A 14,443-nucleotide genomic window follows, 5' to 3' on the forward strand; every position below is an offset into this window, starting at 1 on the left:
CATAGCTGCCGGCACAAAGCAAGAACAAAAGCAGGGACCGGGCGCATCGCGCGCCCGATTCCTCAAGGCAAGCCTCAGATGACAAACAGCCAGTTGGCGAGCAGCATCACCGCGACGCCGGCGATCAGCGTCAGATAGGGCAGCATTCCCGCCTTTCGCACTGTGAGGTCGGACGAGTTCATGCCGAGATCGGCCAGCATGTGGTCGGGGAATTTGCCCTTGTCCTGGATGTAATGCCGGAAGCAGAACACCGGGATGATCAAGGCTGCCGTGATCAGCCCTGCCCACAATGCCATCGGGTTCCAGACCTTGGCTCCGGCGCCCATGAAGACCGCGTTGACGTAGGCGAAGACCGCGCCGAGGCCGAGCAGCCAGCTCGGCGCCTTCCAGGGCCGCGCGATGTGGCCATTGTCGATGCGGTGGATCCAGCCGGCATTGAGGTTGAGGAAGTTGAAGATGATATAGCCGCAATTCGACACCGCGAGGATGAAGAAAAAGCTTGTCGCGTCGGCCGAGGCGATGGCCAGCACGATCAGGTTGAAGACCAGGTCGGTCCACATCGCCCGCGTCGGTGCGCCATGCTCGTTGACATGGCTGAGGTAGCGCGGCAGCCAGCCGTCGACCGAACCTTGGTAGAGCGTGCGCGAAGAGCCGGCCATCGCCGTCATGATGCAGAGCACCAGCGCCAGGATCATCAGCATGACCAGCAGGCTGTGGATCAGCTGTCCGCCGCCGACCATGCCGGCCAGCGCATCGGCAACGCCGGAGCCGTCGACGATCGGCGTCGCCAGCATGCCGTTCAAGCCGAGCACGCCCTGAAAGGTGAATGGCACCAGGATGAACAGCAGCATGCACAACAGGCCGGAGTAGAAGATCGCCTTGAAGGTATCGGTGCCGGGGTTCTTGAATTCGGAGGTGTAGCAGACGGCGGTCTCGAAACCGTAGGTCGACCATGCCGCGATGAACATGCCGCCGAGCACCAGCGTCCAGCCGGCGATGTTCCATGCGCCGGGCTCCGGCGCATAGGCTGCCGCGAGCGGCACCAGCGGCGAGAAATTTGCCCAATCGATCTGGCCGGTGACGATTGGCACCACGCCGACGATCAGCATCGGGATGATGACCAGCAGGCCGATATATTTCTGCACGTTGGCCGTGCCCAGGATGCCGCGGTGCTGGATCGAGAAGATGATCAGCATCAGCACCGCGCCGATGAAAAAGGTGGCGTTGAAGGTAAAGGAAACCGGGCCAAGCGTGTGACCGTAGAGCGTCCAGTTACGGATCGCCGGCGTCGCCGCCGCGGTGACCGCGGTGATGGCGTCAGCGGCGCTGGTTCCGGCATGGGCCGCAATATAGGCGGCGACTTCCGGCGAAGTGTCGGTGAACAGCGGCACCGGCGCCAGTGCGTTGAGGATGTAGGCTGCGGCGATCGAGCAGCCGAGCGACAGCACCGGCGACCAGGCGAACCAGTTGCACCACACCGAAAGCGGCGCAATGAATTTCGAATAGCGCAGCCATGCGGTGGCGCCATAGATCGAGGCGCCGCCGGATTTATTCGGGAACAGCCCGGCGATTTCCGCATAGGTGAAGGACTGCAGGAAGCCCATGACCATGGATACGGTCCAGATCAGGAAGGCCAGCGTTCCGGTAGTGCCGGCGATGCCGCCGATCGAAAACAGGACAAGGGCCGGAACGCCGCTTGCGACCCAGAAGGCGCCGCGCCAATCGATGTTCCGGTGCAGCTGCCCTTCGGCAGGCGGCACCAAGGTGGTGACTATCGTGCTCATTTACGTGGATTCCCCATTTTTGATGTTCCCATCGGCAACAGCCGCAGTCTCGCGAGGCGTCATCGACGCTCACGTTGAACGGCCCCAGGCGTTTTCCGCTCAGTAGTATTTTTTTCTTAGCAGTGAAGATTGACCCAACGCGCTTTCACGTCAAGCGCTTTGTGACGCTGTGCACATTGCGTTTGTGAACAGTCGAGCTTCGTTGGCGCTGCCAACGGGTGCGGTCTTCCTTCTCCCACGACAGCAACGGAGAAGGGAAGAACCAGGGCAGCGTCGATCAGGAGCGCGGCCTGGTCTTTTGCGGGTCGTAATGGGCAAAGGCGACAACGCGCGCCGGCAGCCGCTTGCTGTGGCCGTCGAGCTTGCCGATCTCGACCTCGGTGCCGACCGACGAATGCGCGACGTCAAGCCTGGCCAGCGCGATGGTCTTGTTTAGCAGCGGCGAGCGCATGCCGGAGGTGACCACGCCGATCTGGGCGCGGCCGACGTGCACGCAATCGCCGTGGCCGACGGCGACATTGGCGTCGATGTCGAGGCCGACCAGCTTCTTCTGCGGATTTTCCTTGCGCCGGATCAGCGCCTCGCGGCCGATGAAATCGTCGCTCTTGCTCTTCAGCGGCACGGTGAAGCCGATGCCGGCCTCGAACGGATCTGTCTGGTCGGAAAACTCATAGCCGGCAAAGATCAGCCCGGCCTCGATGCGCACCATATCGAGCGCCTGCAGCCCCATCGGCTTCAGGCCGTGCGGCTGGCCGGCCTGCCAGATCGCGTCGAACACCTTGTCGGCGTCGCGCGGGTGACACCAGATCTCGTAGCCGAGCTCGCCGGTGTAGCCGGTGCGCGAGACAATGACGGGAATGCCATTGCCGCCGCCGATGCGGGCGACCGCGAAACGGAACCATTCAAGCTCGTCGATCGACGGCTGCAGCGGCGAGGTCCAGACGATCTGCCGCAGGATGTCGCGGCTTTTCGGTCCCTGCACGGCGACATTGTGCATCTGGTCGGTCGACGAGCGCACCAGCACGGTGAGGCCGAGTTTTTGCGCCGTTTCCCGCAGCCATTCGCCGGATAGATCGTCGCCGCCAACCCAGCGGAAATTATCCTTGCCGAGCCGAAGCAGCGTGCCGTCGTCGATCATGCCGCCGTGCTCGTAGCACATGGCGGAGTAGACCACCTGACCGACGCCGAGCTTCTTGATGTCGCGGGTCAGCGTATATTGCAGCAGCGCTTCGGAGTCCGGCCCGGTGACCTCGAACTTGCGCAGCGGCGACAGGTCCATGATCACGGCGTCCTGCCGGCAGGCCCAGTATTCGTCGATCGGGCCTTGCCTGGCGAAGGAATTGGCCAGCCAATAACCCTTGTACTCGACGAAGTTGCGGGTGTGCTTGGCAAAGCTCGAATGAAAGGCGGTCTCGCGGGTCATTTTCGGTTCCGAATCGGGCGTCATGCGTCTGGCGATTGCTCGCGAGAATTTGTGCTGGCCGGAATAGGTTCGCACATGGATGTCGGTCAGGTTCCAGCCATTGGCCGGCGTGGTGTCGTCAGGGCAGGCGGACGAGACGCAGACGATGTCGGTCAAGGCGCGCAGCAGCACATAGTCGCCCGGCCGCGACCACGGCTCGTCCGAAACCACGACGCCATGCGCGTCGATCGCCGTGTTGAAGAAGAAGTTGATCGCCATCCAGCCGGCGCGGGGCGTGACGCCCTTGTCGGCCAGCGCGCGGTTGAAATTCTCCGAGCAGTTGGGATGGCCGGGATAGCCGATGTCGTCGTAATATTTGGCGGCGCAGGCGAGCGCGAACGCGTCGTGCCGGCCGCAAGTGTCCTGCACCACCTCGACCAGCGGCTCCATGTCCTGGTCGTAGTATTTCGAATGCAGGCCGGGCATCGGATAGCTCGAACCCATCAGCGTGCGAGTCGTCGTCACGTCGAGCGGATGATCGCGGCCCTTGTCCAGCTTGCGCGCCGAAAAGCACTGGAAATCCGTGCATTGGCGGCCGTCGACATCAATGATCTGCAGATAGTCGCCCGCCTTGACGAAGTAGGCCTCCGCCGTCGCCGAATGGACGCGCAGGTCGAGCACGGGATCGGCCAGCGGGTCGGCAAGCCTGGATTTCGCCGCCGGGCGGATGGTGGCGCGCCGGACGATGACGCTTAGCGGCGTCGCGGTATCGTGGCCGTCGACCAGCATCGGCCCGCCGGGCGCGGCAATCAGCATTGAACCGTCGCGGGCGACGGCAAAAGCCTGTTCGGTACCGGCAGGGGTGGCGCCGCCGAAAACGCGAACCGCCTTTGCCTGATCGAGCTGCACCTCGCGCCGCTCGAGGCTTCGGCGCAAGGAAGCGAGGCTATCGTCGCCCTCGGCCAGCATCGCCTTGATGCCGGCGGCATTGCTGTTCGACTTCTCTCCGAGAATGCCGGCATCGGTCGCGCCGCTGCTGTCCCATGCCAGCAGCTCGCAAGCCTGCCCGCCCTCGACATTGCGCACGCTGATCGTATCGCCGGCCTCGACCTCGATCACCACCGCGCCGTTGCCTTGGATGGCGTAGCGCTCCATCCCGGCCGGCAGCGCGATCTGGCCTGGCCGCAGGATCAGGCTCGGCCGCGGCGGTCCGGCGACGACGGCGGGGTAGGGCGACTGGCTCATCTCAACCCTGGTTTCGAGAAACAAGTTTGCCTGTGCGTGAAATTATTTTAGCGGGAAGAATAGCAGGGGGATCCGGTTTGGCAAGGTGAAGGTGGCACAAGCTCCCCCTTCGCCCCTTGTGGGAGAAGGTGTCGCCGAAGGCGACGGATGAGGGGTGTTCCAGGGAACGCCAGCCTCTCACTCCGCTGGAACACCCTCATCCGTCCCGGCGCTGCGCGCCGATCCACCCCACAAGGGGAGAAGGGAAGGCGCAACAAGGCTATGCCAACGCCTCGCTGTGGCTGATCTCGACGCCATACTCGGCGGCAGCGTCGAGCATCGTGTGCCACAGGCTTTCCGCGAATGTGGCGAACACCAGAAGATTGAACACCGCCTGCCCATCCGGCCCGTCATTGCCACGCCAGAGATTGATACTGGTGTGATCGACCGCGGTCGCCGCAGCGGTGCCGGCCGGGAACGCCGCCGGGTGCAGGTCTAGTGACAACAATTTCGCCAACATCGAGCGCGCCTTGGCTCCCGAGACGCTGATCAAGGCGCGCGCATGCGACTGATCGGAAAGCGAGGCGGACTGCGAGAACGCCTGGCTCAGCTTCTCCATCGCGTGAATGCCGCCCTTCGACAAGACGAGGAACTGATCCGGTCCCGACCAGATCAGCGTGGCGTCGGGAACTCGGACCGCGTTGGGCGCATTCGGGGCGGCAACGCTGAAGCGGGTTTTGGCAGCCTTCGCCAGTTCTGCCGCCTTGCCGCGCCGCGCCATCACCTGGATCAGGTCGAAATTGCGGATCTCGGTGAGCGATACGCCGGCCGCCGTGCCGCGCGCGCCATAGCCGCCGACAACAAGCGCTTTCTCCAGCGGACTGCGGGCAATCCAGGAAAACTCAGCCACGCTGGCGCCCTCCATCCGGGTCGTAGAAGACGGGACTGCACAGCTCGACATCGTAATCTTCGCCGCGCAGTGGATCGTGCGCATGGACGATCTCGCCGATGCGCTCGCGGCCGCGCTCGACCAGCCCAAGCCCGATCCACTGGTCGAGCATCGGCGAAAAGCAGACTGAGGTGACATAGCCCTGGTCATTGTCGGGACCGGGCGTCTCGCCCTTCGGGATAATATGCGCGCCGGAACGCAGGCGGCGCGTCTTGTCGACCGGCTTGATGCCGACGACGACCTGGCGGTCCGGCGCGACCAGCGCCTCGCGCCCGGCCATGAGGCGGCCGATGAAGTCTTTCTTGGTCGACATCATCTTGCCGAGGCCGAGGTCGGCGGCGGTCGTCGTGCCGTTCAGCTCCGGTCCGGCGACATGGCCCTTTTCGATGCGCATGACGCCGAGCGCCTCGGTGCCGTAGGGCGTAACGCCGAATGGCTTGCCAGCCAGCATCAAATTGCGCACCAGCGCGTCGCCATAGCGGGCGGGAACCGAAATCTCGAACGCCATTTCGCCGGAGAAGGAGATGCGGAACAGCCGCGCTCTGATGCCACCGTGCAACGCGACTTCGCGCGCCCCCATGAACGGGAAACCTTCGTTCGACAAATCCTCGGATTCATCAACGACCTGTTTCAGCAACTCCCGCGCGCTCGGCCCGGCGATCGAGAATTGCGCCCACTGGTCGGAAACCGAGGTCAACTGCACGTCGAATTCCGGGAACAGCACCTGCCGGCAGAATTCAAGATGCTGCATCACCAGCCCGGCCTTGGCGGTGGTGGTGGTCAGGAAATAATGGTCCTCGGCGAGCCGCGACGTCGTGCCGTCGTCATAGACGATGCCGTCCTCGCGCAGCATCAGCCCGTAGCGGGCTTTTCCGACGGCAAGATTGGAGAAAGTGTTGATGTAGACGCGGTCGAGGAAGGCGCCGGCATCCGGGCCGTGCACGTCGATCTTGCCGAGCGTCGAGACGTCGCAGAAGCCGACGCCGGAGCGCACCGCCTTGACCTCGCGCGTCACCGATTCCAGCCAGTCCTGTTCGCCGGCGCGCGGATACCATTGCGCCCGCTTCCACAGGCCGGTGTCGACGAACACCGCGCCCTGTTCGGCTGCCCAGTGATGCGACGGCGTCAGTCGTGTCGCGTGAAAATTCTCGTCGCGGTGATGGCCGGCGAAGGCGCCGATGGCGACCGGCACATAGGGCGGGCGGTAGATCGTCGTGCCTGTTTCGGGAATGGACTTGCCTGACAACGCAGCCATGATGGCGAGGCCGGCGACATTCGAGGTCTTGCCCTGGTCGGTGGCCATGCCGAGCGTCGTGTAGCGCTTGAGATGCTCGACCGATTCAAAACCTTCGCGCTGCGCCAGTTCGATGTCGGACGCGGTCACGTCATGCTGGTAATCGACGAAGGCTTTCCCTTTGCCGGCCACATGCCAGAGCGGTGTTAGTGAAAACGCCTCGCTGTCGGCGGTCGGCGATGTGCCGGCATTGCCGCTTCGTCCGGCGCTCTGCGCTGCCGCAGCACCCGCGGCAAATCCCTGGCGCAGGCAGTCGCCTAGGCCGAAGGCGCCGTTGGCGGCGCCGACGGCCACCATGCCGGGCGGCGCACCATCCGGCACGAAGGCTGATATATCGTCCTGCCATTTCGGCCGGCCGCGATGATAGGAAGTCAGCCCGACCGCCGGATTCCAGCCGCCGGACACGGCAAGCCCGTCGGCTTCGACTTCGGCGCGCGCCCCACCAGTGAGCGATGCCACGATTTTCCGGACCCCGTCCTTGCCGCCCTCGACCCCGCTGACCGAGCCGTTGAGCACGGCAAAGCCGCCTTTGGCGGCAAGCGCGCGATGCGCGGCGGACACGTCCGGGCGCGCGTCGACCACCGCTGCGATCTGCAATCCGGCGCCAAGCGCTGTCTCGACGGTGCGCCAGCCATCCTCATTGTTGGTGAACAGCGCGATCCTCGTGGCAGGGGTTGCCGCATAGCGTTCGACATAGGTCCGCATCGCCGAAGCCATCATCACGCCGGGCGTGTCGTTGCCGGCAAAGACAATCGGCCGCTCGATGGCGCCGGCGGCGACGACGCAGCGCTTGGCCACGATCCGCCACAGCCGCTGGCGCACCTGGTGCTCGGGCGGCGAGGGCAGGTGGTCGTTGACCCGCTCGATGGCGCCATAGGTGGCGCCATCATAGACCCCGAACAATGTCGTGCGGGTCATGATGCGGACATCGGGCAGTGCGGCGAGTTCGGCCAGCGTGCGCGTAATCCATCCGGCCGCCGGCGTGCCGTCGATCGTGCCGCCGTCGGCAAGCAGGCGGCCGCCAAGCGCGAAATCTTCCTCGCACAGGATGACGCGGGCGCCGCCGCGCCCGGCCGCCAGTGCCGCAGCCAGCCCGGCCGGGCCGGACCCGGCGATCAGCACGTCGCAATGCGCCCACGCCTTGTCGTAATGGTCGGGATCGGCGACGCCTGCAGCGCGACCGAGGCCGGCGGCGCGGCGGATCGCCGGCTCGTAGACCGCTTCCCAGAATTTCGCCGGCCACATGAAGGTCTTGTAGTAAAAGCCGGCGATGAAGATCGGCGCAAACAGCTGGTTGACCGCCATCAGATCATGGCGCAGCGACGGCCAGCGGTTCTGGCTGGCCGCTTCCAGACCGTCATAAAGCTCGGCCGTGGTCGCCTTGGTGTTGGGCTCGCGTCGCGCTCCACTGCGCAGTTCGACCAGCGCGTTGGGCTCCTCCGAACCAGCGGTCAGGATGCCGCGCGGCCGATGGTATTTGAACGAGCGGCCGACCAGCTTGACGCCATTGGCGATCAGCGCCGAGGCCAGCGTGTCGCCTTGGAAGCCGGCAAAGCTCTTGCCGTCGAAGCGGAAGCCCAGTGGCGCGGCGCGATCGATGAGACCGCCTGATACGAGACGATAGGGCTGGCTGGAGGTCACGATCGCCCGCCTTCCGTCGCTGTGGCCTGATGCAGGAGCGTCGCGCTGCCGCTCATCCGGCCTCCGCTTCGCTGTGGCCGCCTTGCACGCAGCCTCCTTCTCTTCTCCCCGCCGGGGAGAAGGTGGCCGCGAAGCGGCCGGATGAGGGGGCCGCCGGCAGGGTTATGAGCGCTGACCCGGACAGAATTCATTTGGCGGGCTGCCTTGCACCAACGCCGGTCGCCGGCTCGACGGAGGAAATCTCATGCGTCAGCGTGTTGCGGGCGACCTTCAGCCAGGCCCGGCAGCCGCCGCCATGGTACCAGTATTCGCTCATCGGCCCGGCGATGTTGTCTCGCAGGTAGACATAGTCGAAGACCTCGTCTTCGGTGGCGCCGGCCGCAGGACGCGTCGGCTTGGCGTCGCCCAGATAGGTGAACTCGCCGAGTTCGCGTTCGCCGCAGAAGGGACAGACAATGCGCATGCTTCTTCAGCCAGCCTTCAATGCAGGTTCGGTTGGGCGCCCTGGCCCTTTTCGTCGATCATGGCACCTCGCCGGAAGCGGTCGAGGCGGAAGCGGGTAGCCTCCTTGTGCGGCTCGTCGCGCGCCAGCAGATGGGCAAAGACCAGGCCGGAGCCGGGCGTCGCCTTGAAGCCGCCATAGCACCAGCCGGCGTTGAGATAGAGCCCGTCGACCGGTGTCTTGTCGATGATCGGCGAGCCGTCCATCGATATGTCCATGATGCCGCCCCACTGACGCAGAAGCCGTATCCGGCCGATCATCGGCATCAGCGCCATGCCACCTTCGCAGACATCTTCCATGACAGGCAGATTGCCGCGCTGGGCGTAGGAATTGTAGCCGTCTATATCGCCGCCGAAGACCAGCCCGCCCTTGTCGGACTGGCTGACGTAGAAATGGCCGGCGCCGAAGGTCATGACATTGGGGATCAGCGGCTTGATCGCCTCGGAGACGAAGGCCTGCAGCACATGGCTTTCGATCGGCAGCCGCATGCCGGCCATCGCCGCGACGCGCGACGAGGAGCCGGCGACCGCCATGCCGACCTTGGCGGCACCGATCCTGCCGCGCGATGTCTCGACGCCGGTCACCTTGCCGCTGCCGTCGCGAACAAAGCCGGTCACCTCGCAATTCTGGATGATGTCGACGCCGAGCGCGCTCGCCGCATGCGCATAGCCCCAGACCACGGCGTCGTGCCGTGCCGTGCCGCCGCGTCGCTGCAAAAGCCCGCCCTGCACCGGAAAGCGCGCATTGTCGAAGTTCAGGAACGGCATCATCTTCCTGACTGCGGCGAGGTCGAGCAGTTCGGCATCGATGCCGTTGATGCGCATGGTGTTGCCGCGCCGTGCGTAGGCGTCGCGCTGCGCGTCGGAATGGTAGAGGTTGATGACGCCGCGCTGGCTGACCATGGTGTTGTAGTTGAGGTCCTGCTCCATGCGCTCCCAGAGCTTCATCGAAAGCTCGTAGAACCCTGTATTGCCTGGCAGCCCGTAATTGGAACGGATGATGGTGGTATTGCGGCCGGCATTGCCGGAGCCGATCCAGCCTTTTTCCAGCACGGCGACATTTCTGATGCCGTACTCGCTGGCGAGGAACCACGCCGTCGCCAGGCCATGGCCGCCGCCGCCGATGATCACCACGTCGTAGTGGCTCTTCGGGGTGGCGTCGCGCCAGGTGCGCTGCCAGTTCTTATGGCCGGAAAATGCCGCCCGGGCGAGGGAGAAGATCGAGTATTTCATGAACCTGTTTCGCGCCGGGCGTGCAACAATCCGGATCAGATGTCGAGCGTGTGGTCGCGCTCCCACTGGGTGAAGTGGGAAGCATAGGAATTCCATTCCTGCTGCTTGAGCTTTAGATAGGCCGACGAGAATTCCTCACCCAGCGCCGCCTTGAGCGATTTGTCGTTGTCGAACTCGCGCAACGCGTCGAGCAGGTTGAGCGGCAGCTTCGGCGCGCCCTCCACCGTATGGCCGAACTGGTACATGTCGATATCGTAGCGCCGGCCGGGATCGGCCTTCGAGCGGACACCGTCAAGGCCGGCGGCGATGATGACGGCCTGCAGCAGATAGGGGTTTGCCGCGCCGTCGGGCAGGCGCAGCTCGAACCGGCCGGGACCAGGCACGCGCACCATGTGGGTGCGGTTGTTGCCGGTCCAGGTCACGGTGTTCGGCGCCCAGGTGGCGCCGGAGATGGTGCGCGGTGCGTTGATGCGCTTGTAGGAATTGACCGTCGGGTTGGTGATCGCGGCAAGGGCGGAAGCATGTTTCATGATGCCGCCGAGGAAGTTCCGGCCCTTTGCCGACAGGCCGAGCTCCATCGCATTGTCGGCAAAGACATTGGTCTTGCCGTCCCTGTCCCACACCGAGATATGCGCATGGCAGCCATTGCCGGTCAGACCCTGGAAGGGTTTAGGCATGAAGGTTGCGCGCAGGCCGTGCTTTTCGGCGACCGATTTCACCATGAATTTGAAGAAGGAATGCTTGTCGGCGGTCGCCAGCGCATCGTCGAAGGCCCAGTTCATCTCGAACTGGCCGTTGGCGTCCTCGTGGTCGTTCTGGTAGGCGCCCCAGCCGAGCGCCAGCATGTGGTCGCAGATCTCGGCGATCACGTCGTAGCGGCGCATCACCGCCTGCTGGTCGTAGCAGGGCTTCGACGCCGTATCGTATTCGTCGGAAATCGTCTTGCCATCCGGCGAGATCAGGAAGAATTCGGCCTCGACGCCGGTCTTGATGTGCATGCCGTCGCCAGCGGCCTCCGCGATCAACCGCTTCAGCGTGTTGCGCGGCGCCTGCTCGACCGATTTGTCGTCCATGATGCAGTTGGCGGCGACCCAGGCGACCTCCGGCTTCCAAGGCAACTGGATCACCGAGGCCGGATCCGGCACCGCCAGCATGTCGGGATGCGCCGGCGTCAGGTCGAGCCAGGTGGCAAAGCCGGCAAAGCCGGCACCGTCCCGCTGCATGTCGGCGATCGCCTGCGCCGGCACCAGCTTGGCGCGTTGCCCACCGAACAGGTCGGTGTAGGATATCATGAAATATTTGACGCCCTTTTCCTTGGCGAAGGCGGCGAGATCGTTCCCCATTATAGTTCCTCGCTTACTGGCATTTGGTTTGTTTTAGAAGCGGTTCTTGCCCGGTATCCAATTGGTGCCGGCCAGCGGCACGCCGGCCATGGCTGCGGCTTCGATCGTCAAGGCCACAAGATCCTCGGGCTCGAGATTGTGCAGGCTATTCTTGCCGCAGGCGCGGGCGATTGTCTGAGCCTCAAGTGTCATCACCTTAAGATAATTCGCCAGCCGTCGTCCGGCCGCAATCGGATCGACCCGTTTCATTAGCTCGGGATCCTGCGTGGTGATGCCGGCCGGGTCGCGTCCCTCATGCCAGTCGTCATAGGCGCCGGCGGTGGTGCCGAGCTCGTTGTATTCCGCCTCCCAGCGCGGATCATTGTCACCGAGCGCGACAAGCGCTGCCGTGCCGATCGACACCGCATCGACGCCGAGCGCCAGCGCCTTGGCGACGTCGGCGCCGTTGCGTATGCCGCCCGAGACGATCAGCTGCACCTTGCGGTGCATGCCGAGATCCTGCAGCGCCTGCACCGCCGGCCTGATGCAGGCAAGCGTCGGCTGGCCGACGTTTTCGATGAACACTTCCTGGGTTGCCGCGGTGCCGCCCTGCATGCCGTCGACGACGACGACGTCGGCGCCTGCCTTCACCGCAAGCGCGGTGTCGTAATAGGGCCGGGCGCCGCCGACCTTGACGTAGATCGGCTTTTCCCAGTCGGTGATTTCGCGCAGTTCCAGGATCTTGATCTCGAGATCGTCCGGCCCGGTCCAGTCGGGGTGGCGCGAGGCCGAGCGCTGGTCGATGCCTTTCGGCAGCGTGCGCATTTCGGCGACGCGGTCGGAGATCTTCTGGCCGAGCAGCATGCCGCCGCCGCCTGGCTTGGCACCCTGGCCGACGACAACCTCGATCGCGTCGGCACGGCGCAGATCGCGCGGATTCATGCCGTAGCGCGACGGCAGATACTGGTAGACCAGCGTCTTCGAATGGCCGCGCTCTTCCTCGGTCATGCCGCCGTCGCCGGTGGTCGTCGAGGTGCCGGACAGTGTCGCGCCACGGCCGAGCGCTTCCTTCGCCGGGCCGGACAGCGAGCCGAAGCTCATGCCGGCAATAGTGATCGGGATTTTCAATTCGATCGGTTTTTTCGCGTAGCGCGAGCCGAGCACGACGCTGGTGTCGCAGCGCTCGCGATAGCCTTCGAGCGGATAGCGCGAGATCGAAGCACCGAGGAACAGAAGGTCGTCGAAATGCGGCAGCTTGCGCTTGGCGCCGGCTCCGCGGATGTCATAGATGCCGGTCGCCGCGGCGCGGCGGATCTCGGAAAGCGTGTAGTCGTCGAAGGTCGCGGATTTGCGCGGCGTCGTCGGCGGGTTGCGATAGGTCATTGAGCCTCAATACGCGTCGGCGTTGTCGATATTGAAATTGTAGAGGGTACGAGCCGAGCCATAACGCTTGAACTCCGCCGCCTTGACGCCGGTCACCCCGGCGCGGTCGAGCAGGCCTTGCAGCAATTCGAGATGCTCGGGCCGCATCTCCTTGGCGATGCAGTCGGCGCCGAGGCTTTCGACCTTGCCGCGCACGAAAAGCCGCGCCTCGTAGATGGAATCGCCGAGCGCATCGCCGGCATCGCCCAGCACCACCAGGTTGCCGGACTGCGCCATGAAGGCCGACATGTGGCCGATATTGCCATGGACGACGATGTCGATGCCTTTCATCGAAATGCCGCAGCGCGACGACGCGTTGCCTTCGATGACGAGCAACCCGCCCCGGCCGGTGGCGCCGGCATACTGGCTGGCATCGCCTTTGACGACGATCTGGCCCGACATCATGTTCTCGCCGACGCCGGGCCCGGCCGAGCCATGCACGGTGATGGTGCCGCCGTCGTTCATGCCGCCGCAATAATAGCCGACGCTGCCGCGCACATCGATGGCGACCGGCTGGTCGACGCCGACCGCGACCGAATGGCTGCCTCGCGGGTGCAGCACCTCCCAGGCGGTCTCGTTCGAACCGGGCGCCAGATCGTGCAGCGCCTGGTTGAGCTCGCGCAGCGACATTTCGGCCAGGTCGAAGACCCGTGACGCATGGCCCGGCTCGGGAGCCGCCTTGGAGAGGTTGATTGCCGGCATTGGTTCAATGCTCCCAGAAATAGACGGTTGCGGGCTCGGGTTCCCAGACTTTCGCATTGTCTATGCCGGGCAGTTTGGTGAGCGCACGATATTCCGAGCCGAAGGCGACATACTGGTCGGTTTCGGCCATCACGGCGGGCTTGCAGGCGATGGGGTCGCGCACCACGCCGAAGCCGTTCTTGGTGCCGACGACGAAGGTGAAAAAGCCGTCGAGATCGCTCAGCGTGCCTTCCAGCGCCTCGCCGAGGTTCTTGCCGTGCGCCATCTGCGAGGAGAGATAGGCGGCAGCGACCTCGGTGTCGTTCTCGGTCTCGAATGTCATGCCTTCACGGATCAGCTCGCGGCGGACATTGTTGTGATTGGACAGCGAGCCATTATGCACCAGGCACTGGTCGGCGCCGGTCGAGAACGGATGCGCGCCCATCGTCGTCACCGCCGATTCGGTCGCCATGCGGGTATGGCCGATGCCGTGCGTGCCGGTCATCTCGCGGACGCCGAAACGGTCGACGACTGCTTCCGGTAAGCCGACTTCCTTGTAGATTTCGACGACGTCGCCGGCACCCATGATGCGGATGTCGGGGCGCAGCGTCTGGATCGCCTCGCGCGCTTCGTCGATCTTGGCAGGCATCGTCCGGACCACGGCATGCGTCGACTTCGCAGCAATGCTCACCGGCGCGCCGATTGCCTTGGCGAGTTCGGCGTCGAGGCCGCGGAAATCGCGCTCCGGTTTGGCCGACTGGATGGTGATCTTGGCTTCACCGGAGGGCGCGCCATAGATGGCGATGCCGGCGCTGTCGGGACCGCGATCGCTGAGCGAGATCAGCATCTCCGACAGCATCGCGCCAAGCTGGGGCTCGAGCGACTTGTCCTTCAAAAACAGTCCGACGATTCCGCACATGTCAGGCTCCGCGAGTTTGTTCCTCCGAGATGTATCGAATGAGTCCCGGGAATTCAATTGGTATGAAAAAA

General features: G+C 64.5%; 10 protein-coding genes. All 10 read right to left on the minus strand.

Annotated elements, in window-relative coordinates:
• Nucleotides 1–74: 74 nt before the first annotated feature.
• The gene (locus NKH83_RS12450; protein WP_352804662.1) at nucleotides 75–1,784 is read right to left on the minus strand and encodes a trimethylamine N-oxide permease; all 1,710 of its coding nucleotides are present in this window, start codon (nucleotides 1,782–1,784) and stop codon (nucleotides 75–77) included.
• A gap of 277 nt (nucleotides 1,785–2,061) precedes the next feature.
• Entirely contained in the window at nucleotides 2,062–4,431 is a 2,370-nt protein-coding gene (locus NKH83_RS12455) for a trimethylamine N-oxide demethylase (protein WP_352804664.1), read from the minus strand.
• Between the two features lie 259 nt (nucleotides 4,432–4,690).
• Nucleotides 4,691–5,320 carry a sarcosine oxidase subunit gamma gene (locus NKH83_RS12460; protein WP_352804667.1) on the minus strand — a complete coding sequence of 210 codons (630 nt, stop codon included), beginning with the start codon at nucleotides 5,318–5,320 and terminating at the stop codon, nucleotides 4,691–4,693.
• The gene (locus NKH83_RS12465; protein WP_352804670.1) at nucleotides 5,313–8,294 is read right to left on the minus strand and encodes a sarcosine oxidase subunit alpha; all 2,982 of its coding nucleotides are present in this window, start codon (nucleotides 8,292–8,294) and stop codon (nucleotides 5,313–5,315) included. The genes NKH83_RS12460 and NKH83_RS12465 overlap by 8 nt, the downstream gene beginning before the upstream one ends.
• Nucleotides 8,295–8,481: 187 nt before the next feature.
• A complete protein-coding gene (locus NKH83_RS12470) occupies nucleotides 8,482–8,757 on the minus strand; it encodes a sarcosine oxidase subunit delta (RefSeq protein WP_352476568.1) in 276 nt (91 codons plus the stop codon).
• Nucleotides 8,758–8,774: 17 nt separating this feature from the next.
• Nucleotides 8,775–10,028 carry a sarcosine oxidase subunit beta family protein gene (locus NKH83_RS12475; RefSeq protein ID WP_352804673.1) on the minus strand — a complete coding sequence of 418 codons (1,254 nt, stop codon included), beginning with the start codon at nucleotides 10,026–10,028 and terminating at the stop codon, nucleotides 8,775–8,777.
• 35 nt (nucleotides 10,029–10,063) lie between these two features.
• On the minus strand, nucleotides 10,064–11,371 hold the full coding sequence (gene glnT / locus NKH83_RS12480) for a type III glutamate--ammonia ligase (protein ID WP_352476570.1): 1,308 nt from the start codon (nucleotides 11,369–11,371) through the stop codon (nucleotides 10,064–10,066).
• A 33-nt stretch (nucleotides 11,372–11,404) separates the two neighbouring features.
• The gene (locus tag NKH83_RS12485) at nucleotides 11,405–12,733 is read right to left on the minus strand and encodes an FMN-binding glutamate synthase family protein (protein WP_352804675.1); all 1,329 of its coding nucleotides are present in this window, start codon (nucleotides 12,731–12,733) and stop codon (nucleotides 11,405–11,407) included.
• Nucleotides 12,734–12,739: 6 nt separating this feature from the next.
• A complete protein-coding gene (locus tag NKH83_RS12490; protein ID WP_352804678.1) occupies nucleotides 12,740–13,474 on the minus strand; it encodes a GltB/FmdC/FwdC-like GXGXG domain-containing protein in 735 nt (244 codons plus the stop codon).
• Between the two features lie 4 nt (nucleotides 13,475–13,478).
• Entirely contained in the window at nucleotides 13,479–14,372 is an 894-nt protein-coding gene (locus NKH83_RS12495; protein ID WP_352804681.1) for a class II glutamine amidotransferase, read from the minus strand.
• Nucleotides 14,373–14,443: the final 71 nt, after the last annotated feature.

Source organism: Mesorhizobium sp. M0909, from assembly GCF_040319515.1.
Lineage (GTDB): Bacteria > Pseudomonadota > Alphaproteobacteria > Rhizobiales > Rhizobiaceae > Mesorhizobium.

Excerpts from the sequence above, each read along its gene's own strand:
- NKH83_RS12450 (WP_352804662.1), bottom strand. The coding sequence starts at position 1,784 with ATGAGCACGATAGTCACCACCTTGGTGCCGCCTGCCGAAGGGCAGCTG.
- NKH83_RS12475 (WP_352804673.1), bottom strand. The coding sequence starts at position 10,028 with ATGAAATACTCGATCTTCTCCCTCGCCCGGGCGGCATTTTCCGGCCAT.
- NKH83_RS12490 (WP_352804678.1), bottom strand. The coding sequence starts at position 13,474 with ATGCCGGCAATCAACCTCTCCAAGGCGGCTCCCGAGCCGGGCCATGCG.
- NKH83_RS12470 (WP_352476568.1), bottom strand. The coding sequence starts at position 8,757 with ATGCGCATTGTCTGTCCCTTCTGCGGCGAACGCGAACTCGGCGAGTTC.
- glnT (WP_352476570.1), bottom strand. The coding sequence starts at position 11,371 with ATGGGGAACGATCTCGCCGCCTTCGCCAAGGAAAAGGGCGTCAAATAT.
- NKH83_RS12485 (WP_352804675.1), bottom strand. The coding sequence starts at position 12,733 with ATGACCTATCGCAACCCGCCGACGACGCCGCGCAAATCCGCGACCTTC.
- NKH83_RS12495 (WP_352804681.1), bottom strand. The coding sequence starts at position 14,372 with ATGTGCGGAATCGTCGGACTGTTTTTGAAGGACAAGTCGCTCGAGCCC.
- NKH83_RS12455 (WP_352804664.1), bottom strand. The coding sequence starts at position 4,431 with ATGAGCCAGTCGCCCTACCCCGCCGTCGTCGCCGGACCGCCGCGGCCG.